The organism is Pseudoalteromonas xiamenensis, assembly GCF_030994125.1.
Taxonomy (GTDB): Bacteria; Pseudomonadota; Gammaproteobacteria; order Enterobacterales; family Alteromonadaceae; genus Pseudoalteromonas; species Pseudoalteromonas xiamenensis_B.
On record NZ_CP099917.1, the window covers coordinates 338,396 to 359,027 of the forward strand.

Sequence of the window (20,632 nt, forward strand, 5' to 3'; positions counted from 1 at the left end):
GTTAAAACTCCTTATAAAACGCTTTGCGCGCCTTCTGCCAAAATACGACGGGCGATAATCACACGCATAATTTCATTTGTGCCTTCAAGAATTTGATGCACACGGACGTCACGGAAATGACGCTCTAACGGGTATTCTTTGATATAGCCGTAGCCACCATGAATTTGCAGCGCTTCGTCACAGACTTTAAAACCAATGTCGGTAGCAAAACGCTTTGCCATCGCACAGTAAGTCGTTCTTTCCGCGTCTTTTTCGTCAAGTTTAAACGCAGCTAGTCGAACCATTTGTCTTGCAGCAACGAGTTCTGTATTCATATCCGCAACTTTAAACTGTAACGCTTGGAACGCCGCGAGTGGCTTACCGAACTGCTGACGCTCTTGCATATAACTTATTGCGGTATTGAGCGCTTGTTGCGCGGTGCCAATTGAGCACGTCGCGATATTGATGCGACCACCATCAAGGCCCATCATGGCGAACTTAAAACCTTCGCCTTCTTTGCCAAGCAAGTTATGCGCAGGAATACGTACGTTTTCAAATGTGATTAAGCGTGTAGGCTGCGCGTTCCAGCCCATCTTTTCTTCTGCTTTGCCGTATATCACACCTTCTGCGTTGGCAGGCACAACAAACGCTGAAATGCCACTTGGACCTTCTTCGCCTGTGCGCGCCATAACGACTAAGACCTCTGTTTCTCCCGCGCCAGAGATAAACATTTTCGAGCCGTTCAACACATACTCACCATTTTCGAAAACCGCTTTGGTCTTCAAGGACGCTGCGTCAGAACCAGAGCCAGGTTCTGTTAAACAATAAGACGCCAACAGCTCACCCATCACGAGTTGGTCGATGTATTCTGCTTTCGTTTCTTCTGTTGCGAAGCTCGCTATCATCCACGTCGCCATGTTATGAATTGTCAGCATTGCTGTCGTTGCAGTGCAACCCATGGCGAGATGTTCAAAAATAATACTTGAATCTAGACGTGATAGACCAAGACCACCCGCTTCTTCTGGCGTATAAAGGCCACAAAAGCCAAGTTCGCCCGCTTTTTTAATTACGTCTTTTGGAAAAATGTGTTCTTGATCCCATTTTGCTGCATTCGGTGCCAGTTCTGTCATGGCAAATTGATAAGCCGTTTCAGCAAATGCTTTTTGATCTTCGGTCATATTAAAGTTCATACGGACCTCTTCTTCTGTTGTCATTTAGCAACGTTTACGCTGCCTAATAGTTATTTTCTCTTGTTTGAGTAGGTAAAGGGCAACGCGTGTTGCCCTTTAAACGTTTTAACGTAGATTGATGCTCATGTTAGGACCTGTCACCACTTCATCATCGAACCAACGTGATGTGATGGTTTTCGTTTCTGTGTAGAAACGAACACCTTGCTTACCATACGTATGTTGGTCGCCGTAGAATGAGTTTTTCCAACCCGTGAATGAGAAGAAGGGAAGAGGCACTGGAATTGGGATATTGATACCAACTTGACCTACTTCGATTTGCTGTTGGAATTTACGCGCTGCTGCGCCGCTTGCAGTAAATAGCGACGTACCGTTACCGTACGGGTTACGGTTTATCAGCGCAATAGCTTCATCTAACGTATCCACAAATACGCAGCTTAATACTGGACCAAAGATCTCTTCTTTATAGATTGCCATCTCTTCAGTTACATCGGTGAAAAGTGTTGGACCAACCCAATTACCAGATTCATAGCCTTCAACGGTATAGTTAGAGCCATCAACAAGGCATGTAGCCCCTTCCTCTTTTCCACTTTGAATTAAAGATAGAATGCGCGCTTTTGCTTGAGGCGTAGTTTGTGGACCATAAGCCGCTTCAGGATCATTCCAAATACCTGGACGAACGTTCTCAAAACCTTTCTTAATGTCTTCGACCCATTCTTTAGCGCTACCAACGAACACGGCAACTGAAATACCCATACAGCGTTGACCACCGGCACCAACTGAAGCTCCAACAAGGTTGTTGACCGTTTGAGCTTTTGACGCATCAGGCATAATCACCATATGGTTTTTAGCGCCGACACACGCTTGTACACGTTTTTTATGTTGCGTACCTTTGCTGTAAATATAGTGACCGACATTACAAGAACCAACGAAAGACACCGCTTTAATTTCTGGCGCTTCAAGTAATTGGTCTACTTGTGCTTTCGTACCATGAACAACTTGCAACACGCCTTTTGGTGCGCCTGCTTCTTCAAACAATTCCACTAAACGCATTGGTGTTAACGGATCTTGTTCTGACGGTTTAAGTACGAAAGTGTTACCGCACACGATGGCCATCGGGAACATCCAAAGCGGTATCATGGCAGGGAAGTTAAATGGCGTTATACCCGCGCACACGCCTAATGGTTGAGTATACGAATACGTATCGATATTACGCGCCACGTTCTCAACCGTTTCACCCATCATCATCGCAGGCGCGTTCGCTGCTTGTTCGACGACTTCAATACCACGCCAAACATCACCTTTCGCGTCTTCGAATGTTTTGCCGAGTTCGTGGCAGATGATTGTCGCAATTTCCTCTTGGTGCTCTTTTAACAAAGCCGCGTATTTCATCATAATACGAGCACGCTCCGGCACTGGAACGTGACGCCATGTTTTAAATGCCTCTTGAGCAGAATCAATTGCCGCTTTTACTTCCGCTTCTGTCGCACAAGGTACTTTTGCAAGAACTTCCTGATTTGCAGGGTTTACAACATCAATCCATTGCTCAGATTGTGACTGTGTAAACTCACCGCCGATGTATAATGGTACGTGGTGCATGTGCACTCCTCCCCGGATAACTTGATGACAAAGCGCCGCGTAGTGTTGTTATAGTGCGGCGCTTGAAGATTGGTTTTTTTAGATTTCTACAGCCAGTGCAACGGCTTCACCACCGCCAATGCAAAGCGACGCAACGCCTTTTGAAAGTCCGCGATGGCGAAGCGCGTGAATGAGAGTGACAAGAATTCGTGCACCACTTGCGCCGATTGGATGACCCAACGCACAAGCTCCACCATTAACGTTCACTTTGTTTGCATCGAGCTTCATTTCGCTAATTGCCAGCATCGTCACCATTGCAAACGCTTCATTAATTTCCCAAAGGTCGACGTCGCCTGTCGTCCATCCTGCTTTCTCAAGTACCTTTTCCATCGCACCTACCGGTGCAATGGTAAACTCAGCTGGAGCTTGAGAATGCGTTGCGTGTGAAACGATTTTACAAAGCGGTGTTAAGCCGTGCTTTTTGGCTTCAGATTCGCTCATCAGGATAAGTGCTGCTGCACCGTCTGAAATTGATGAAGAGTTTGCCGCAGTAATTGTACCGTCTTTTTTGAACGCTGGACGTAATGAAGGGATTTTGTCTGGACGCGCATTACCAGGTTGCTCGTCCGTATCAACCACCACTTCGCCTTTGCGTGTCTGAAGTGAAACAGGTGTTACTTCGTTTTTAAATGCACCTGTTTCAATCGCTGAATTTGCTTTCGTTAATGAACTAAGCGCAAATTCGTCCATAGTTTCGCGAGTAATACCATATTGGAATGCAGTGTCTTGCGCAAAACAACCCATGGCTTTATTGTCGTAAGCGTCTTCTAAACCATCAGCCATCATATGGTCTTTAATTTCACCATGGCCCATTCGGAAACCGCCACGCGCCTTTGGAAGAAAGTACGGCGCATTTGACATGCTTTCCATCCCGCCAGCTACCGCACTGTTAATCGAACCTGCTTTAATCAAGTCATGCGCCAACATAGCCGCTTTTAAGCCTGAACCACACACTTTATTGATAGTAGTTGCGCCCGTTGAGCGAGCAAGACCTGCGTGCAACATGGCTTGACGCGCTGGCGCTTGGCCTAGTCCTGCGGGCAACACACAACCCATGATGACTTCATCGATTGCATCGTTAGCAAGACCAGTTTCAGCAAGGACACTCTTAATCGCCGTAGCACCTAAATCAGTTGCTGACGCATCAGTTAATGCCCCCATGAAACCACCCATAGGGGTACGTTTTGCGGCTACAATCACTACAGTTTCGTTACTCATTGTTATCTCCTGTTCAACAATTTATGTTTTTCACTCGCTTTTCCTTTACTTACATACTGCTAAGTAGTTGAATAGAGACTAGCAGTTTGATATTGCAAGTTCGTGGCGAAAAACACATTGTTGCGAATCACTTACGCTTTAGATATTTTGAGCATACCTAATATTTACGTTTACGCCAACGTAAATCTAAAATCAACAAAATCGTGGTGCATTAAAGTGTAAACTTTGCTTGCCCTTTTATGTCAGATTTTCCAGACACAGCTTGGGTTTGAACCACACTTTGCTGTTTAAAACTTCTCTCAATGCCGACCAAAGTATTAATTACACCCTTTACTTTACCTTTACGTAAACTTCACTTATATTGGTCCTATCAGTAGTAAAGGTGCAACTCGAAAATGAAGCAAGACTTAAACGAACCAACATATTCAATCAGTGATCTCGCGAAAGAATTTGACATTACAACCCGCAGTATTCGTTTTTACGAAGACCAAGGTTTGCTGTCTCCGGTAAGACACGGACAAACACGCATCTATTCAAAACGCGACAAAGTACGTTTGAAGCTTATTTTACGTGGTAAACGTTTAGGATTTTCACTAGCCGAAACGGGGCGTTTATTTGAGTTGTACGATGCAGATAAAAGTAGCGCGAAACAACTTCGCACGATGCTGGACCTAATTGAGCAAAAGAAAGCCGATTTAACACAGCAGATGGATGATATTAAAGTGGTATTGATGGAATTGGTGACGGCTGAACGCCGCTGCCGCGATACCTTAAAGAATGTAGAAAAATAACCTCTCACACAGGATAGAGCACAGATGAGTACCGTATCATTATTCAAAGAGTTAAATTTTGGTTTAGGCGAAACAGCAGATATGATCCGCGACCATGTAAATGAGTTTGCGAGCAATGAAATTGCGCCTATTGCTGAAAAAACCGACCACGAGAATGCTTTCCCAAATCACATGTGGCCAAAATTCGGTGAGATGGGTTTACTTGGTATCACCGTAGCTGAAGAGTTCGGTGGTTCAGGACTTGGCTATTTAGAACACGTTATCGCCATGGAAGAAATAAGCCGTGCGAGTGCATCTATTGGTTTAAGTTACGGTGCGCATTCAAACCTGTGTGTTAACCAAATTAACCGTAATGGTAATCAAGTTCAAAAAGAGAAATACCTGCCAAAACTGATTAGCGGCGAGCACATTGGCGCGCTTGCAATGAGTGAACCTAACGCAGGTTCTGATGTTGTCTCTATGAAGTTGAAAGCTGAAAAGCAAGGCGACAAATACATTCTTAACGGCAATAAAATGTGGATCACTAATGGTCCAGATGCCGATGTTTTTGTTATTTATGCAAAGACCGACATTAACGCAGGTCCTAAAGGTATCACCGCTTTCATCGTAGAACGAGATTTCCCTGGCTTCTCAACAGCACAGAAATTAGACAAGCTCGGTATGCGCGGTTCAAACACGTGTGAACTTGTCTTCGAGAATTGTGAGGTGCCTGCAGAAAACATTCTTGGCAACTTAAACGAAGGCGTTAAAGTGCTTATGAGTGGTCTTGACTACGAACGAGTCGTACTTGCTGGTGGCCCTCTTGGGATCATGCAGGCGTGTATGGATGTCGTTGTACCTTACATCCATGAGCGTAAACAATTCAATCAGTCTATCGGTGAATTCCAACTTATTCAGGGCAAAATCGCGGACATGTACACCCAAATGAATGCGGCGCGTTCGTACGTTTATACCGTAGCGAAATCTTGCGACCGTGGTGAAACTACGCGTAAAGATGCTGCAGGTGCAATCCTTTATGCCGCAGAGCTTGCAACGAAAATGGCGCTTGATGCGATTCAAATACTCGGTGGCAACGGCTACATCAACGAATACGCCACGGGTCGCCTACTTCGTGATGCTAAACTTTACGAGATTGGCGCGGGTACATCAGAAATTCGCCGCATGCTAATTGGTCGTGAGCTATTTAACGAAAGTCGCTAAGGATTAGCCATGACGGTATTGAATTCTTCGGTCAACATTCATGACCCGATATTTAAAGAAAAAGAAAATGCGATGGCAGCCCTTGTGGCTGACCTTCGCGACAAGGTTTCAACGTTAGCGCAAGGTGGTGGTGAAGAACTCATTGCTCGCCATGAAAGCCGTGGAAAACTCTTCGTTCGAGACCGAATTGAAACACTACTCGACGAAGGCTCGCCTTTTTTAGAAATTGGCCAATTCGCTGCATTTGGTGTTTATGAGCAAGACATTCCTTGTGCCGGAGTTGTTGCCGGTATAGGCCGCGTTAAAGGCGTTGAGTGTATGATAGTCGCCAACGACGCAACGGTTAAAGGCGGCACTTATTTCCCTATCACGGTCAAAAAACACCTCCGAGCACAAGAAATCGCGGAACGCTGTCACTTACCTTGTATTTACCTAGTGGATTCAGGCGGCGCTAACCTACCAGAGCAAGATGAGGTTTTCCCTGACAAACTGCATTTTGGCCGTATTTTCTATAATCAAGCACGCATGTCTGCCAAAGGCATTCCACAAATTGCGGTCGTTATGGGTTTATGTACGGCCGGTGGTGCGTATGTACCAGCGATGGCTGATGAAAGTATTATCGTAAAAAATCAAGGTACTATTTTCCTCGCAGGCCCCCCTCTTGTAAAAGCCGCTACGGGTGAAGAAGTGAGTGCAGAGGATTTAGGTGGCGCAGACGTACACTGCAAAGTTTCTGGCGTTGCTGACCATTACGCAGAGAATGACGCCCATGCACTTTCTATCGCACGTCAATGTATTTCTCGGTTAAACCATGTTCGCCCTACTTCGGCAATTCTAAAAGAAGTAAAAGCACCAAGATACGACATTCGTGAAATCTATGGCATTGTTGGAACGGACCTTAAAAAACCATTCGACGTACGCGAAGTCATTGCACGTATTGTCGATGATTCGCAATTTGATGAATTTAAGCGTTTCTTCGGAGAAACACTCGTAACTGGTTTTGCTGAAATATACGGACACCCGGTCGGTATTGTCGCGAACAATGGCATACTGTTCTCCGAATCTGCACAAAAAGGTGCTCATTTCATCGAACTGTGTACACAGCGTAATATTCCGCTCATTTTCTTACAGAACATCACCGGCTTTATGGTAGGACAGAAGTACGAAGCTGAAGGTATTGCAAAACACGGGGCTAAGATGGTTACTGCTGTTTCTTGTGCCGATGTTCCTAAGTTTACTGTACTTATTGGGGGCTCTTACGGCGCTGGTAATTATGGCATGTGTGGTCGAGCTTATGAACCAACCATGATGTGGATGTGGCCAAATGCGCGTATTTCGGTCATGGGTGGAGAACAAGCCGCTGGCGTCTTGACACAAGTACGGCAGGACGGTCTGGCACGTAAGGGCCAAGCAATGAATGAAACTGAAGTCGCTGAATTTAAAAAGCCGATTATCGAACAGTATGAGCGTCAAGGTCACCCTTACTACGCAAGCGCTCGCCTTTGGGATGACGGTATTATCGACCCAGCAGACACACGTACCGTGCTTGGACTTGCACTTGAGGCTGCTTCGAATGCGCCTAAGCGAGAGTCTAAGTTTGGCGTTTTCCGAATGTAAGGATGCATGGTATGTCAGTTACATTAACCATTACAAAAAACAAAGTGGCGATTTTATTGCTAAGTCGCCCCGAAAAACACAACGCTTTTAACAGCGAAGTGATTGCCGAACTTATTAAAAATATCGAATACGCAAGCACCTTAGACGTTCGCGCATTGGTTTTCAAAACCGAAGGAAAGCATTTCTCAGCAGGCGCGGACCTCGCTTGGATGAAGTCCATGGCAGACAATAACTACGATGAAAACGTAGCAGACTCTATGGAGCTCGCGCGCTTAATGAATGTACTCGCCAACTGCCCACATCCAACCGTGTGTTTAGTGCAAGGTGCGGCATTTGGTGGCGCACTTGGTTTAATCGCCTGTTGTGATATTGCGGTAGCGACACCTGATGCAAAATTCTGTCTGAGCGAAGTAAAGCTCGGCCTAATTCCTGCGGTAATTAGCCCTTATGTGATTCGCGCAATCGGTGAGCGACAGGCTCGTCGCTATTTTTTAACTGCCGAAGTTTTCGACTCGGAGCAGGCCCTTTCAATGGGATTGCTGCACGCTATCAGCGAAGATTTGTCACTAAGTCAAGCACACTTCATTGACACAATTCTGCATAACGGACCGATGGCGGTGAAAAACGCCAAGTCGCTAATCAACGAAGTGGCTGGCATTGCTATCGATGACTCGTTAATTCGTCATACTGCAAAACGTATTGCTGAAATTCGCGTCAGTGCTGAAGGTCAAGAAGGTTTGAGTGCCTTTTTTGAAAAACGAAAACCAACTTGGCAACACGACGCTGAGCAGTAAGGAAATCGGTATGTTAAAGAAAATTTTAATTGCTAACCGTGGTGAAATCGCCTGCCGTGTTATGAAAACAGCTAAATCACTTGGCATGACGACAGTTGCCGTTTACTCCGATGCTGACGCCAATAGTCAACACGTGAAAATGGCCGATGAAGCTTACCATATCGGCCCAGCACCGACGAAAGATAGCTACTTAGTTGCTTCGAAAATCTTAGAAGTAGCAAAACGCGCTGGCGCTGATTGTGTTCATCCAGGCTATGGATTTCTATCAGAAAACGATTCGTTTGCGAATGCGTGTGAAGAAGTGGGCATCGTGTTTGTTGGCCCTCCTACTTCGGCAATCGAAGCTATGGGCTCAAAAACGCGCGCTAAAGAAATTATGGCTGAAGCTAACGTACCGTTAGTTCCAGGCTACTATGGTCAAAACCAAGATACTCAATTCCTGGCAAATGAAGCCGAAAAAATTGGCTATCCTGTTCTTATCAAAGCTGCGTTTGGCGGTGGCGGAAAAGGCATGCGTGTAGTGCGTGCAGCTGCTGACTTCATCGCAGCGTTGGAAGGTGCTAAACGAGAAGCAAAAGCCAGTTTTGGCAACGACTTAGTACTCATTGAACGTTTCGTCGATAAACCACGTCACGTCGAAGTCCAAGTGTTTGCAGACAATCATGGAAACGCGGTGTACTTGGGAGATCGCGATTGTTCTTTGCAACGCCGTCATCAGAAAGTCATTGAAGAAGCACCTGCCCCTTCACTAAGCGCTGAGTTACGAAAAGCAATGGGCGAAGCCGCGGTACGTTGTGCTCAAGCAATCAACTACCGTGGTGCGGGTACGGTTGAATTCCTATTGTGTGGAAATGAATTCTTCTTTATGGAGATGAATACTCGTCTGCAAGTTGAACACCCTGTGACTGAAATGGTAACAGGACAAGACCTTGTCGCATGGCAAATACGTGTTGCGAATGGCGAAAAGCTGCCTTTATCACAAGAACAAATATCCCTATCAGGCCATAGTTTTGAAGCTCGTATTTATGCAGAAGATCCGACCGAAAACTTTATGCCTTGTTCAGGCACATTATCTTGTTTGACTTTCCCTGCAGAGGAAAATGGCGTGCGCATTGATACGGGCGTGCAAAGTGGCGACGAGATAAGTCCCTTTTATGATCCGATGATTGCTAAACTGATTGTTCATGGTGAAACTCGTGAAGTCGCACTCAACAAATTAAGTCATGCACTTGAACAAGTACATTTAAGCGGTTTAAAAAGCAATATCGCTTTTCTACATCATTTGGCGAATCATGATACGTTTAAAGCGGGTGCACCAGATACGCATTTTATCGACACGCAAACCGACGTATTAACGCATTTTGCTGTGCCAGAAAGAACGATGACAGAATTGGCCGCACTTGCTTATGTATTACACCAAAAACCCTGCAACAAGACACCTTGGCAGAATATCGGATTTCGACTTAATCAAAATGCTGTGATCAAAGTCCCATTTGTTGATGTAAATACGTTCGCAACACGTCTAGATGACGCTTGGCATTTAGATATTGCTGGCGACAATGTTGTCGCGCACGGGCAATTCGAAGGGCAAGTACTTAGTGCGTCGATTGACGGTAAAAAGATGACGGCTCATGTTGTGTTGAGTGAAGAATCAATCACGGTAATGTTTGGACCGCATCAATTTACTCTAGCGCTAAGTTCAAAGCACTACGTCAGTGACCATGAGCATGAAGCTGCCCCCCTTGCCGCACCGCTTAATGGTACTGTCGTTAAACATCTGCAGTCTGTCGGCGCTCAACTTAAAAAAGGCGACCCTGTCGTTGTAATTGAAGCAATGAAAATGGAGTACACGCTTAATGCCCCATTTGATGGCACCTTGTCTTCATATTGTTTTGCAGAGGGCGAATTAGTTAGCCATGGGGCGATGCTTGCAATAGTCGATGCGGAGGAAGCGTAATGGCTTACCCTGAAATGGTCCGAATCGTTGAAGTTGGAGCTCGTGATGGTTTGCAAAATGAACTAAGCGTATCTACAGACCAAAAAGTGGCCCTAATTGAAGCCCTTGCCGACGCGGGCCTCAAGAATATTGAGGCCGGCGCATTTGTGTCACCTAAATGGGTGCCGCAAATGGCGGATTCTTTAGAGGTGATTACCGGCCTGTCTGTTCCATCGGATGTCGAGCTCAGTGCGTTAACGCCTAACGTTAAAGGTGCAGAACTCGCTCTTCAGTCTGGCGTAAAAGAATTCGCTATTTTTACTGCCGCCAGTGAAGCCTTTACGCAAAAAAACATTAATTGCTCTATAAGCGAAAGTATCGAACGCTTTATACCTGTGATGGAATTAGCTAAAGCGAACAATATACGGGTTCGGGGCTATGTGAGTTGTGTCGTAGGTTGTCCTTATCAAGGCGAAGTACGACCAGAGCAAGTTCTTGATGTGTGTAAACAATTGTTGGCACTTGGCTGTTATGAAGTGAGCCTTGGTGACACCATTGGCGTAGGTACACCAAACAAAGTACAAAAGCTCCTTTCACTTTTGCTCGATAACATACCCAGTGACAAGCTGGCTGTGCATTTTCATGACACCTATGGACAAGCTCTCGCCAACATTCACAAAGCCCTCGAAATGGGTATTAGCGTCGTAGACAGTGCCGTTGCAGGACTCGGAGGGTGTCCTTACGCAAAAGGGGCGTCAGGAAATGTTGCCACAGAAGACGTTGTATACTTACTCGAAGGACTTGGCATTTACACTGGAATTGATTTAGAAAGGCTTGCCAGAGCGGGATGGCAAATTTGTGAGGCATTAAATAAAGCGCCAGTTAGCAAAGTTTCATTAGCGTTAAAAAGTCAATGCGCATAGTCTCGCTCGGTAAAGATTCCGTGCGTTAAGCCCAACTCGGATTACACTAAACACCGTAGTAATTAGAGTAAAGCGATATCCCACAATGGGAAGTGCATAATAATAACTGTTTTAGGAGTGGTCTCATGGCCGGTTTCGATAAAGTAGTTTCGACCTACGAAGAAGCGATGGCAGGTTTGAAAGATGGCGATACGATTATCGCTGGTGGTTTTGGTCTGTGTGGTATTCCAGAAGGCCTAATTGCAGAAATCAAACGCCTTGGTACAAAAGATTTAACCGTTGTGTCAAACAACTGTGGTGTTGACGATTTTGGTTTAGGGGTATTACTTCATGACCGTCAAATTAAGAAAATCATAGCTTCGTACGTAGGTGAAAACGCCATTTTCGAACAACAATTGTTAGATGGCTTGTTAGAGGTCGAATTAACACCTCAGGGCACCCTTGCTGAAAAAATGCGCGCTGGCGGTGCTGGAATTCCAGCGTTTTACACAGCTACAGGTTACGGCACGCCGATTGCCGAAGGGAAAGAAGTTAAAGAATTTAACGGCCGTCCATATATTTTAGAAGAATCAATTACAGGTGAGTTTGCGATTGTTAAAGCATGGAAAGCGGACCGTTATGGAAATCTCGTGTTTCGCCACACAGCTATGAACTTTAATCCAATGGCTGCTACCGCCGGTAAAATCACCGTTGCGGAAGTTGAAGAAATCGTTGAGCCGGGTGAACTTGAACCATCTCAAATTCATACACCAGGTATTTACGTTAATCGCGTTATCAAAGGTACGTTTGAAAAACGAATCGAACGTCGAACTGTTCGTAGCTAAGGAGCATAAATATGGCATTATCTCGTGAACAAGTAGCTATGCGTGTTGCTCAAGAGCTTCAAGACGGCTTTTACGTAAATTTAGGTATTGGCATTCCTACATTAGTTGCCAACTATGTGCCTGATGGTATTGAAGTTATGCTTCAATCTGAGAATGGCTTGCTCGGTATGGGTCAATACCCGACAGAAGCAGAATTAGACGCTGATATGATCAACGCGGGTAAAGAAACCGTGACAGCTGTCAAAGGTGCGGCTATTTTCAATAGTGCTGAGAGCTTTGCAATGATCCGTGGAGGTCATGTAGACTTGACGGTTCTAGGTGCATTTGAAGTTGACCAGCACGGTAACATCGCCTCGTGGATGATCCCCAAAAAGCTAATTAAAGGCATGGGCGGCGCGATGGACTTAGTTGCTGGCGCGCAGAATATTATCGTCACCATGACACACGCAAGTAAACATGGTGAGTCGAAATTACTTGAGCAATGTTCGTTACCTTTAACCGGTGTAAATTGCGTTAAAAAAATCGTGACTGACTTAGCGGTTTTGGAAGTAAAAGATGGCGCGTTTTATTTGCTAGAACGCGCACCAGGTGTTAGTGTGGATGAAATTATCAGCAAAACAGCGGGTAAGCTAATTGTTGAAGGCGACATTCCAGAAATGACGTTCGCATAGTTTGATAATTTCAGTGCGGTAGTAAAAACACGAACACCATGTACCGTCCTCATTCCCAGTGCCTTAGGCGCTGAGTTACCCAAAACCCCTCGCAAGAGGGGTTTTTTTTATATTATTTCTATGTAATTTGCGGCTTACTCAAAAGACGCTTTCCCTATCCGGCATTGGGACAAGACAAACTAAGGTGCCTCAACTCACCAATAAAACATCGTGCTGCAGGACCTAACCTGTCGCCATCTTTAAAGACTAAATACAACTGCGCTCGTCTTGTTCCATTGTGTTCTAGCGGTAACGGCACTAAAACGCCTTGGGAGAGTGCTGTTGCAATCGCAGGTCTTGGTAACCAAGCAAAACCTAATCCATTTTTAATCATTTCTACGGACGTCGAGAGATGGCTTACGGTCCAGCGTTGCTCTGCACCAAGCCAGCCGGAATCTCGCTTTTCTTGTGTGGCTGAGTCGCGGATCACAATTTGACGAAACAGTTTCAAATCTTCAAGCGTAATAGCCCGGCGTAACTGATGTAAAGGATGTGAAGGACTGGCAACGGCAATAAAATCCAGCTCACATAGTTCTTCACTGAATCCCTCCATTAAAGGTTCTGCCGCAATCGCAATGTCCACTTTGTCGTTTTCCAATAATTCAGATGAACCATTTAAGATAGTCTCAATGAGTTCGATACGAAGCAGTGGAAATTGTTCAGATGTTGTCTCAAGGCTTTTATACAAAAGTTCGTTTGGCAATACTTCGTCAACGGCAATTCTAAGAATGGTTTCAATACCTTCTGAAAGTGTCTCACCGACAGCTTCAACCTTGGCTGCCTCGTTAAGCAAGTAGTTGGCACGACGAAGCATCATTTCTCCAGCTTCCGTTAACAACGTTTTTCGCCCTTCTACTTTAAAAAGTTTAACATTTAAAGCTGATTCAATTTTTTGCACTGCGGTATGAATACTGCTTTGGCTTTTATGCACATTTGCTGCAGCTTGATTAAAGCCACCAAATTCAACCACCGCTTGAAACATACGCCACTGTTCTAATGTTACTCTTAGCATCGTTCTATAAATCCGAATAAATCTAGCGCTTTTTGCAAATATTAATCTATCAAATTCGAAATACAATAGGTTCAAACACTAATTGGAGTTCATCATGAAAAAGATTTTAGCGATTAAAAGTTCGATCAATGGCGCAAACAGTATTTCTAACAAACTTATCGACGAAGTATTGTCATTAAATGACAACTCAAATACGACGGTACGCGATTTAGGAGCTTCGCCGTTACCTCACCTATCTCAACACGAAATGGGGGCTTGGATGGCCGCTGTGGACCAAATAACACCTGAGCAACGCGAATTGAAAGCAATTTCTGATGAGGTTGTTGAAGAAGTCAAAGCAGCAGATATCATTCTGATAGGTCTACCAATGTACAACTTCGCTGTACCTTCTAACTTTAAAAGTTGGATTGATCGTTTAGCAAGAGCGGGCGTTACATTTAACTATACTGAAAATGGTCCTGTGGGTTTATTGGACGACAAGCCTGTTTATGTGATTGCAACTCGCGGAGGTAAGTATCATGGAACACCGATGGATTCTCAAACTCAATTTATAAAAGACGTGTTCGCATTTGTCGGGTTAAAAAACGTGAATTTTGTTTACGTGGAAGGACTCGCAATGGGCGAAGCGGACATCGCTATTGCCAACGCTCAATCCGCTTTATCAAACGCACTTTAAGCACAAGGCTGGGTTTCAACCAGCCTTCATGTAGATGCCAGGAACATTTATTTGCATAAATGGTTTGGCATCCTCAACTGGCATAAAGTCATACTTTTCATAAAGGCCATGCGCGTCTCTTGTGGCCAGCATAAAACGTCTCAACCCCTGTAAGTCAGGATGAGCTTGGATGTAATCCATCAATTTTATTGAAAGACCTTTCCCTCGCTGGCTGTCGACAATAAATACATCGGCTAAATAGGCAAATGTTGCTTTGTCCGTAATAACGCGAGCAAATCCGACTAGTTGCTCATCCACAATAATGGCAAAAGATAGACTGTTTTCGATGGCTTTTTGAATGAGTTCTTTTGAGATGCCTTCACACCAGTATGCTTTTGATAGGAAATTATGAATAGTGCTTAGATGCTGAAGAATGACTGTTTTGTTTTCTGTTATGTTCAATTCCGTTTTCCTGCTGATAATCGTGCTTATTAATTTCATTTAAAAAGTGAATGAAATCGCCCCCTTTCAACGGTTTAGAATATAGCCAGCCTTGATGGATGTAAACGCCTTTTTCTGTTAGATAGCGTTGTTGAGTCGTTGTTTCAACGCCCTCCGCAATGAGCTTTTTACCCAGTTTATTTGCCATATCGATAATGGCATCCAATACTGGTGCTTGCAGGTTTGCAAGTCCGATAGACGCGACAAAACTTTGATCAATTTTTAGAAGATCGATTGGGAATTGTTGTAAGTATTGCAAGCCACTATAGCCCGTACCAAAGTCGTCAATCGCGATTTCAATCCCCTGCTCACTCAGCAACAAAAGCTGTTGCCTACTTTCCGCTTCGTTTAATACATCGCGCTCGGTAAGTTCCAAAGTCACTTTGGGGAAATGACTGGCGGCTTTTAGTACCGCTTGTCGATATTTCTGGCTAAACAACAAGTATCCATTTGCGTTCAAAGACAGTTTAAAATCACTTCCCAAGTCCTCTTTCGACGGCAACTCGTTAATTGCGTTATTAATTTGTTTGATTGATAACTCTAAAATTGAACCATCACGTTCTGCTTCGGGAATAAAATAGGCTGGACCGAGCTCGCCTTCAATCGGATGCTTCCAGCGCATTAGGACTTCAGCCCCAGTCACCTTCCCGGTACTGTTATCAACAAAAGGTTGATAAACGTTATAAAACTCATCATTTTGAAGCGCTTCTAAAATTTGCGCTTTCGTATTTCGATTAAGCAAGTCTAAGTAATTCAAACCTTTAACAATGGCATAAAAGAAACCAATAAAGAGTAAAAAGGCAATGACTAACCAATTGTAGTTCCAACGAATAAGTTGCTTGTCATCAATAGCAATAACCAGCCCTAGTGACGGTAACGCACTAAACTTACTAATGAATAGATACTTACTTTGTAAATCGTCAAATTGTCCTGTGTATTCCAAGGATTCAATTTCAATTGGGAAAAGCGCATGTTCAAGTGGCAAACTGTATGTGCCATGCTTAAAGATTGGCACGCCAGTTAGCATATCGACAATAGCAACATAACTTACGTGCGTCGACTCAGGCAACTTAATCATATTTGCAAACCAACCCGTGGGAATGAGTGCGTTTACTTCAAAATGGTCTTTGCGTGTTCTCGCAATCACAAAAGAAGAAGCACCCAAATAATCGCTGATTATCGGACCATAATAACGCAATTGATACTCTTTGATTGGGCTTGTGGTTTGTACCGGCGGAGATAAACGACCAAATGAATTGCATATCAACATACCATGTTCATCGACTATCCCTATTTCACTCATTGCTGGATGTTCAAATACCGCGCGACGCATAAAATTGAGCGTTGGTTCTTCACATTGAGGGGAAAGCACATCGTCACGTTGAATTGAGTTCCGAATGTCTTCCAACTGAAGATTTACATCCTGAACCATTTTTAGACTTAGCTCTTTGATATTTTGCTGGTTGCTTTGCTTAACTTGATTAAAACTGAACAAACCAATGCATAGAAACAGAAAGCAGGTAATCGCTAGGGCAATAAATGTATTTGCATTTTTCCTAGTCACGTGCTTACCTTTTCAATTTCTGGGTTAGCCGTGGAGGGTAAAAAAAGTATATTACAATGATATTACAGCGTGACCTAAATTCGGTAAATCACATAACTATTAATGCTTTATACGCAATTTAGTTACACCCTGTTACGACATTCGTTTTAACGCTTCGCTTTTTATACTCTCATTTAATTTTTGGTATACTTTACCCATTCAACTTAAATCAAGTAACTATGTTTCCGAAAAAACAACCAAATCACCCTCGTTCGAAGAAAAGAAACACGAACAAAAGCTCAACTCGTGTGCAGAGTAATAGGCCGAGAGTAGCACCTGCGGATGTAAAGATTGTTCTATTTAACAAACCATTCGATGTGCTTTGCCAGTTTACCGATGATCAAAACCGGAAAACCTTAGCCGATTTCATCGACATCAAAGAGGTTTACGCTGCAGGTCGACTTGACAGAGACAGTGAAGGTCTGTTGCTGCTCACAAATTGTGGCGTGCTGCAAAACAAATTAACCGCCCCCGGGAAAAAAACGGAAAAGACGTATTGGGTTCAAGTCGAAGGCGTACCTAACGATGAAGACATCAACCCACTCAGAGCGGGTGTTCAACTCAATGATGGGAAAACCCTACCCGCAAAAGTGCGGGTTATGGATGAGCCGCATGTATGGCCGCGAGTGCCCCCCATCCGAGAAAGGAAAAACATCCCCACAACATGGCTTGAAATAAAAATTACCGAAGGGCGTAATCGACAAGTAAGGCGTATGACCGCACACATAGGGTTTCCAACTCTTAGACTCATTAGAGCTCAAATCGGCGAATATAAATTAGGGGACTTGACGAGCGGTCAATATCAGATCCTAAGTTTAAGCTAAATTGAAGGCCAGTTTGGTTTTATTTCGAGAAAGAATGCGTGCTATAATGCTGCCCTCCCAAAAGTATTGAGATTCCTATCACTATGAGCGACAACAGTCATATTAAGGTCATCGTCGGCATGTCTGGCGGTGTTGATTCTTCCGTTTCAGCCTATTTGTTGAAGCAACAGGGCTATCAAGTTGAAGGCCTGTTTATGAAAAACTGGGAAGAAGACGACAATGACGAGTACTGTGCCGCTGCTGATGATCTGAAAGATGCGCAAGAAGTGTGTGACAAACTGGGTATTGAATTACACACAGTAAACTTTGCCGCTGAATATTGGGACAACGTGTTTGAATATTTCCTTGAAGAATACAAAGCGGGTCGTACCCCGAATCCCGACATTATGTGTAACAAGGAAATTAAATTTAAAGCCTTCTTACAGTTCGCGGCAGAAGCACTCGGTGCAGACTATATCGCGACTGGTCATTATGTGCGTCGCGAAGAGCGTAACGGTCAATTCGTGATGCAGCGTGGTCTTGATACCAACAAAGACCAAAGTTACTTTCTGTATACATTAAGCCATGAACATATTGCACAAACGCTGTTTCCCGTTGGCAACATCGAAAAGCCAGAAGTACGCCGTATCGCTGAAGAACAAGGCTTAATTACACACGACAAGAAAGATAGCACAGGTATCTGTTTTATTGGTGAGCGTAAATTTAAAGATTTCCTACAACGCTATTTGCCAGCTCAGCCAGGAAACATCGAAGACACTGAAGGTGACATTGTTGGCCAACATGAAGGGTTGATGTACCACACGTTAGGTCAACGTAAAGGCCTTCTTATTGGTGGTATGAAAGAAGGCAACGGTGAGCCATGGTATGTCGTAGATAAAGACATTGAACGCAACGTACTTGTTGTCGGCCAAGGTGCAGACCACCCTCGCCTTTACAGCAATGGGTTGAACGCCAACCAGTTGCATTGGGTCGACCGTGTAGGCCCACAAGGCACTACTCGTTGCGCGGTAAAGACTCGTTATCGTCAAGAAGACATCCCCTGTACACTTCTCGTTGGTAGCGATGGGATGGCTCGCGTGTTATTTGACTCGCCTCAAAAAGCCGTTACACCAGGTCAATCTGCCGTATTCTATCTTGACGATGTATGTCTTGGTGGTGGCATTATTGATTCGGTGATCCGTTAATGAATCAACACCAAGTGATGGCACTTGCTGCGCTTTGTCAAATAACAAGACTAGTGCAAAAAGTAGCGAAATATGGGCAGTTTAACGCACATGATGTTGAAAGTTTTTTACAGAGTATCATCATTACGAACCCTGCTCGCCCTGAAGATGTTTATCAAGATCATTATGGTTTAAAGCAAGGCTATAAAGCCTTGGTTGACCAACTTTCAGCTGATGGCTCGAAAGACGTTGAACTTGTAAAATACGTCGGAGGCCTCATCCAACTAGAACGCGTTCTCGCATATAAACCTGGCGCATTGGATGAACTCGGCCGACGTATTAATGAATTAGATAGACAGTTAATGCATTTTAGCATTACCGACGACACAATTTTGTCGAGTCTAGCTGATATATATAGCCAAGTAATTAGCCCCCTTGGACAGCGTATCCAAGTATTTGGCCAACCTGAGTTATTAAAACAGCCTCATATCCAACACAAAGTACGGGCACTACTCTTAGCGGGTATCCGTGCCGCAGTACTTTGGCGTCAGATGGGTGGCAAACGCAGGCATTTTTTCTTTTCAAAAAGAAAAATCATCGCCATCGCGAAAAAATTTGTGAATATCGTTCAAAATCAACATTAGTTAGGAGTTAATATGGAGCTTTCAGCGTTAACCGCTATCTCTCCAGTCGATGGTCGCTACGGTAGCAAAACGACTGAATTACGAAGCATCTTCAGTGAGTTCGGGTTGATTAAATACCGTGTAATCGTTGAGGTACGCTGGCTACAAGCATTGTCAAAAGCAGCTGGTATCCCAGAAGTTCCAGAATTCAGTGAAGAAGCGAATGCTCTATTGGATAGCATAGTTGAAAACTTCAGCGAAGCAGACGCGATGCGTGTGAAAGAAATTGAACGCACGACTAACCACGACGTAAAAGCGGTTGAATACCTTCTAAAAGAAAAAGTAGCAGGTAACGCAGAGCTTAATGCGGTTAACGAGTTCATCCATTTCGCTTGTACTTCAGAAGATATTAACAATCTATCGCACGGCCTCATGTTGACTGAAGCGCGCGATAAAGTGCTACTTCCATACTGTGACCAGCTTTTAAACGCTATCAAAGAAAAAGCGATTGAATATCGTTCAGTCGCAATGATGACTCGTACACATGGTCAACCAGCGTCCCCATCAACGATGGGTAAAGAGTTTGCTAACGTTTATGTTCGCCTTAAACGTCAACGCGACCAAATTGCTGCGGTACAAATGCTAGGTAAGATTAACGGCGCAGTAGGTAACTACAACGCACATTTAAGTGCTTACCCAGACTACGACTGGCATTCACACGCAGAAAGTTTTGTAACGAGTTTAGGTTTATCTTGGAACGCGTTTACAACGCAAATCGAACCTCACGATTACATCGCGGAGTTGTTCGACGCAGTTGCTCGTTTCAACACCATTGTGCTTGATTTTGACCGTGATGTTTGGGGCTATATTGCACTAAACCACTTCAAACAAAAGACAATTGCAGGTGAAATCGGTTCATCAACTATGCCACACAAGGTAAACCCGATTGACTTCGAAAATTCAGAAGGCAACTTAGGTTTAGCTAACGCCATTTTCACTCATCTAGCTCAGAAACTACCCGTTTCTCGCTGGCAACGTGACCTCACCGACTCTACTGTATTACGTAATTTAGGTGTTGGTATGGGTTATACACTCATTGCTTACCAAGCAACCCTTAAAGGCATCAGCAAACTAGAAGTTAACGCTGATCGCCTGCTTGCTGAACTTGATCAGAATTGGGAATTGCTCGCAGAACCGATTCAAACCGTTATGCGCAAATACGGCATTGAAAAGCCATACGAGAAGTTAAAAGAATTAACTCGAGGTAAACGTGTTAATCAAGAAATCATGGCTGATTTCATTGATGGTCTAACGTTACCAGATGCTGTAAAAGCAGAAATGAAGCTTATGACGCCAGCAAATTATATTGGCCGTGCAGAAGCATTTATTGATGAACTTCAATAATATTCGCTGCGAATAAGTTAAAATAAAGCG

General features: G+C 44.2%; 19 protein-coding genes. 13 read left to right on the top strand and 6 right to left on the bottom strand.

Going from position 1 to position 20,632, the window contains the following annotated elements; all coding sequences use genetic code 11:
- Positions 1–11 precede the first annotated feature (11 nt).
- From NI389_RS01515 to NI389_RS01525, 3 genes are all read right to left on the bottom strand, one after another.
- Positions 12–1,169, bottom strand: a complete 1,158-nt coding sequence (locus NI389_RS01515; protein WP_308362602.1) for an acyl-CoA dehydrogenase family protein — start codon at positions 1,167–1,169, stop codon at positions 12–14.
- Between the two features lie 105 nt (positions 1,170–1,274).
- On the bottom strand, positions 1,275–2,765 hold the full coding sequence (locus NI389_RS01520; RefSeq protein ID WP_308361273.1) for a CoA-acylating methylmalonate-semialdehyde dehydrogenase: 1,491 nt from the start codon (positions 2,763–2,765) through the stop codon (positions 1,275–1,277).
- A gap of 78 nt (positions 2,766–2,843) precedes the next feature.
- Positions 2,844–4,022, bottom strand: coding sequence for a thiolase family protein (locus tag NI389_RS01525; protein ID WP_308361274.1), 1,179 nt, complete (start codon positions 4,020–4,022; stop codon positions 2,844–2,846).
- A gap of 395 nt (positions 4,023–4,417) precedes the next feature.
- On the opposite strand from NI389_RS01525, the gene NI389_RS01530 reads away from it, so the two are divergent.
- The 8 genes from NI389_RS01530 to NI389_RS01565 all read left to right on the top strand — a co-directional run bounded on the left by NI389_RS01530 (position 4,418) and on the right by NI389_RS01565 (position 12,778).
- A complete protein-coding gene (locus tag NI389_RS01530; protein WP_208843347.1) occupies positions 4,418–4,813 on the top strand; it encodes a MerR family transcriptional regulator in 396 nt (131 codons plus the stop codon).
- A 24-nt stretch (positions 4,814–4,837) separates the two neighbouring features.
- The gene (locus NI389_RS01535) at positions 4,838–6,013 is read left to right on the top strand and encodes an isovaleryl-CoA dehydrogenase (RefSeq protein WP_308361275.1); all 1,176 of its coding nucleotides are present in this window, start codon (positions 4,838–4,840) and stop codon (positions 6,011–6,013) included.
- 9 nt (positions 6,014–6,022) lie between these two features.
- Complete coding sequence (locus tag NI389_RS01540; protein WP_308361276.1) at positions 6,023–7,630, top strand: carboxyl transferase domain-containing protein; 1,608 nt, start codon at positions 6,023–6,025, stop codon at positions 7,628–7,630.
- Between the two features lie 11 nt (positions 7,631–7,641).
- The gene (locus tag NI389_RS01545) at positions 7,642–8,424 is read left to right on the top strand and encodes an enoyl-CoA hydratase-related protein (protein ID WP_308361277.1); all 783 of its coding nucleotides are present in this window, start codon (positions 7,642–7,644) and stop codon (positions 8,422–8,424) included.
- Positions 8,425–8,434: 10 nt separating this feature from the next.
- Positions 8,435–10,381 (top strand): acetyl/propionyl/methylcrotonyl-CoA carboxylase subunit alpha, encoded by a 1,947-nt coding sequence (locus tag NI389_RS01550; RefSeq protein WP_308361278.1) that lies wholly within the window; start codon positions 8,435–8,437, stop codon positions 10,379–10,381.
- Positions 10,381–11,283 (top strand): hydroxymethylglutaryl-CoA lyase, encoded by a 903-nt coding sequence (locus NI389_RS01555; protein WP_308361279.1) that lies wholly within the window; start codon positions 10,381–10,383, stop codon positions 11,281–11,283. The genes NI389_RS01550 and NI389_RS01555 overlap by 1 nt, the downstream gene beginning before the upstream one ends.
- Before the next feature lie 125 nt (positions 11,284–11,408).
- A complete protein-coding gene (locus NI389_RS01560; RefSeq protein ID WP_308361280.1) occupies positions 11,409–12,107 on the top strand; it encodes a CoA transferase subunit A in 699 nt (232 codons plus the stop codon).
- A gap of 11 nt (positions 12,108–12,118) precedes the next feature.
- Complete coding sequence (locus tag NI389_RS01565) at positions 12,119–12,778, top strand: CoA transferase subunit B (protein WP_308361281.1); 660 nt, start codon at positions 12,119–12,121, stop codon at positions 12,776–12,778.
- 154 nt (positions 12,779–12,932) lie between these two features.
- On the opposite strand, the gene NI389_RS01570 is transcribed toward NI389_RS01565, so the two are convergent.
- On the bottom strand, positions 12,933–13,829 hold the full coding sequence (locus NI389_RS01570) for a LysR family transcriptional regulator (RefSeq protein ID WP_308361282.1): 897 nt from the start codon (positions 13,827–13,829) through the stop codon (positions 12,933–12,935).
- A 94-nt stretch (positions 13,830–13,923) separates the two neighbouring features.
- On the opposite strand from NI389_RS01570, the gene NI389_RS01575 reads away from it, so the two are divergent.
- A complete protein-coding gene (locus NI389_RS01575) occupies positions 13,924–14,505 on the top strand; it encodes an FMN-dependent NADH-azoreductase (protein ID WP_308361283.1) in 582 nt (193 codons plus the stop codon).
- Between the two features lie 15 nt (positions 14,506–14,520).
- Here NI389_RS01575 and NI389_RS01580 read toward each other — a convergent pair whose 3' ends face one another.
- Positions 14,521–14,946 (bottom strand): GNAT family N-acetyltransferase, encoded by a 426-nt coding sequence (locus NI389_RS01580; protein ID WP_308361284.1) that lies wholly within the window; start codon positions 14,944–14,946, stop codon positions 14,521–14,523.
- Positions 14,891–16,549 (bottom strand): EAL domain-containing protein, encoded by a 1,659-nt coding sequence (locus NI389_RS01585; RefSeq protein WP_308361285.1) that lies wholly within the window; start codon positions 16,547–16,549, stop codon positions 14,891–14,893. The genes NI389_RS01580 and NI389_RS01585 overlap by 56 nt, the downstream gene beginning before the upstream one ends.
- A 218-nt stretch (positions 16,550–16,767) precedes the next feature.
- Between NI389_RS01585 and NI389_RS01590 the strand changes: the two genes are divergently transcribed.
- The 4 genes from NI389_RS01590 to purB all read left to right on the top strand — a co-directional run bounded on the left by NI389_RS01590 (position 16,768) and on the right by purB (position 20,602).
- Positions 16,768–17,412, top strand: a complete 645-nt coding sequence (locus tag NI389_RS01590) for a pseudouridine synthase (RefSeq protein WP_308361286.1) — start codon at positions 16,768–16,770, stop codon at positions 17,410–17,412.
- A gap of 83 nt (positions 17,413–17,495) precedes the next feature.
- Positions 17,496–18,596: a tRNA 2-thiouridine(34) synthase MnmA gene (mnmA, locus tag NI389_RS01595; RefSeq protein ID WP_308361287.1), complete on the top strand. Its 1,101-nt coding sequence runs from the start codon at positions 17,496–17,498 to the stop codon at positions 18,594–18,596.
- Positions 18,596–19,219 (top strand): high frequency lysogenization protein HflD, encoded by a 624-nt coding sequence (hflD, locus tag NI389_RS01600; protein ID WP_308361288.1) that lies wholly within the window; start codon positions 18,596–18,598, stop codon positions 19,217–19,219. Before mnmA ends, hflD begins: the two co-directional genes overlap by 1 nt.
- A gap of 12 nt (positions 19,220–19,231) precedes the next feature.
- On the top strand, positions 19,232–20,602 hold the full coding sequence (gene purB, locus NI389_RS01605) for an adenylosuccinate lyase (RefSeq protein ID WP_308361289.1): 1,371 nt from the start codon (positions 19,232–19,234) through the stop codon (positions 20,600–20,602).
- The last annotated feature ends 30 nt before the right edge of the window (positions 20,603–20,632 follow it).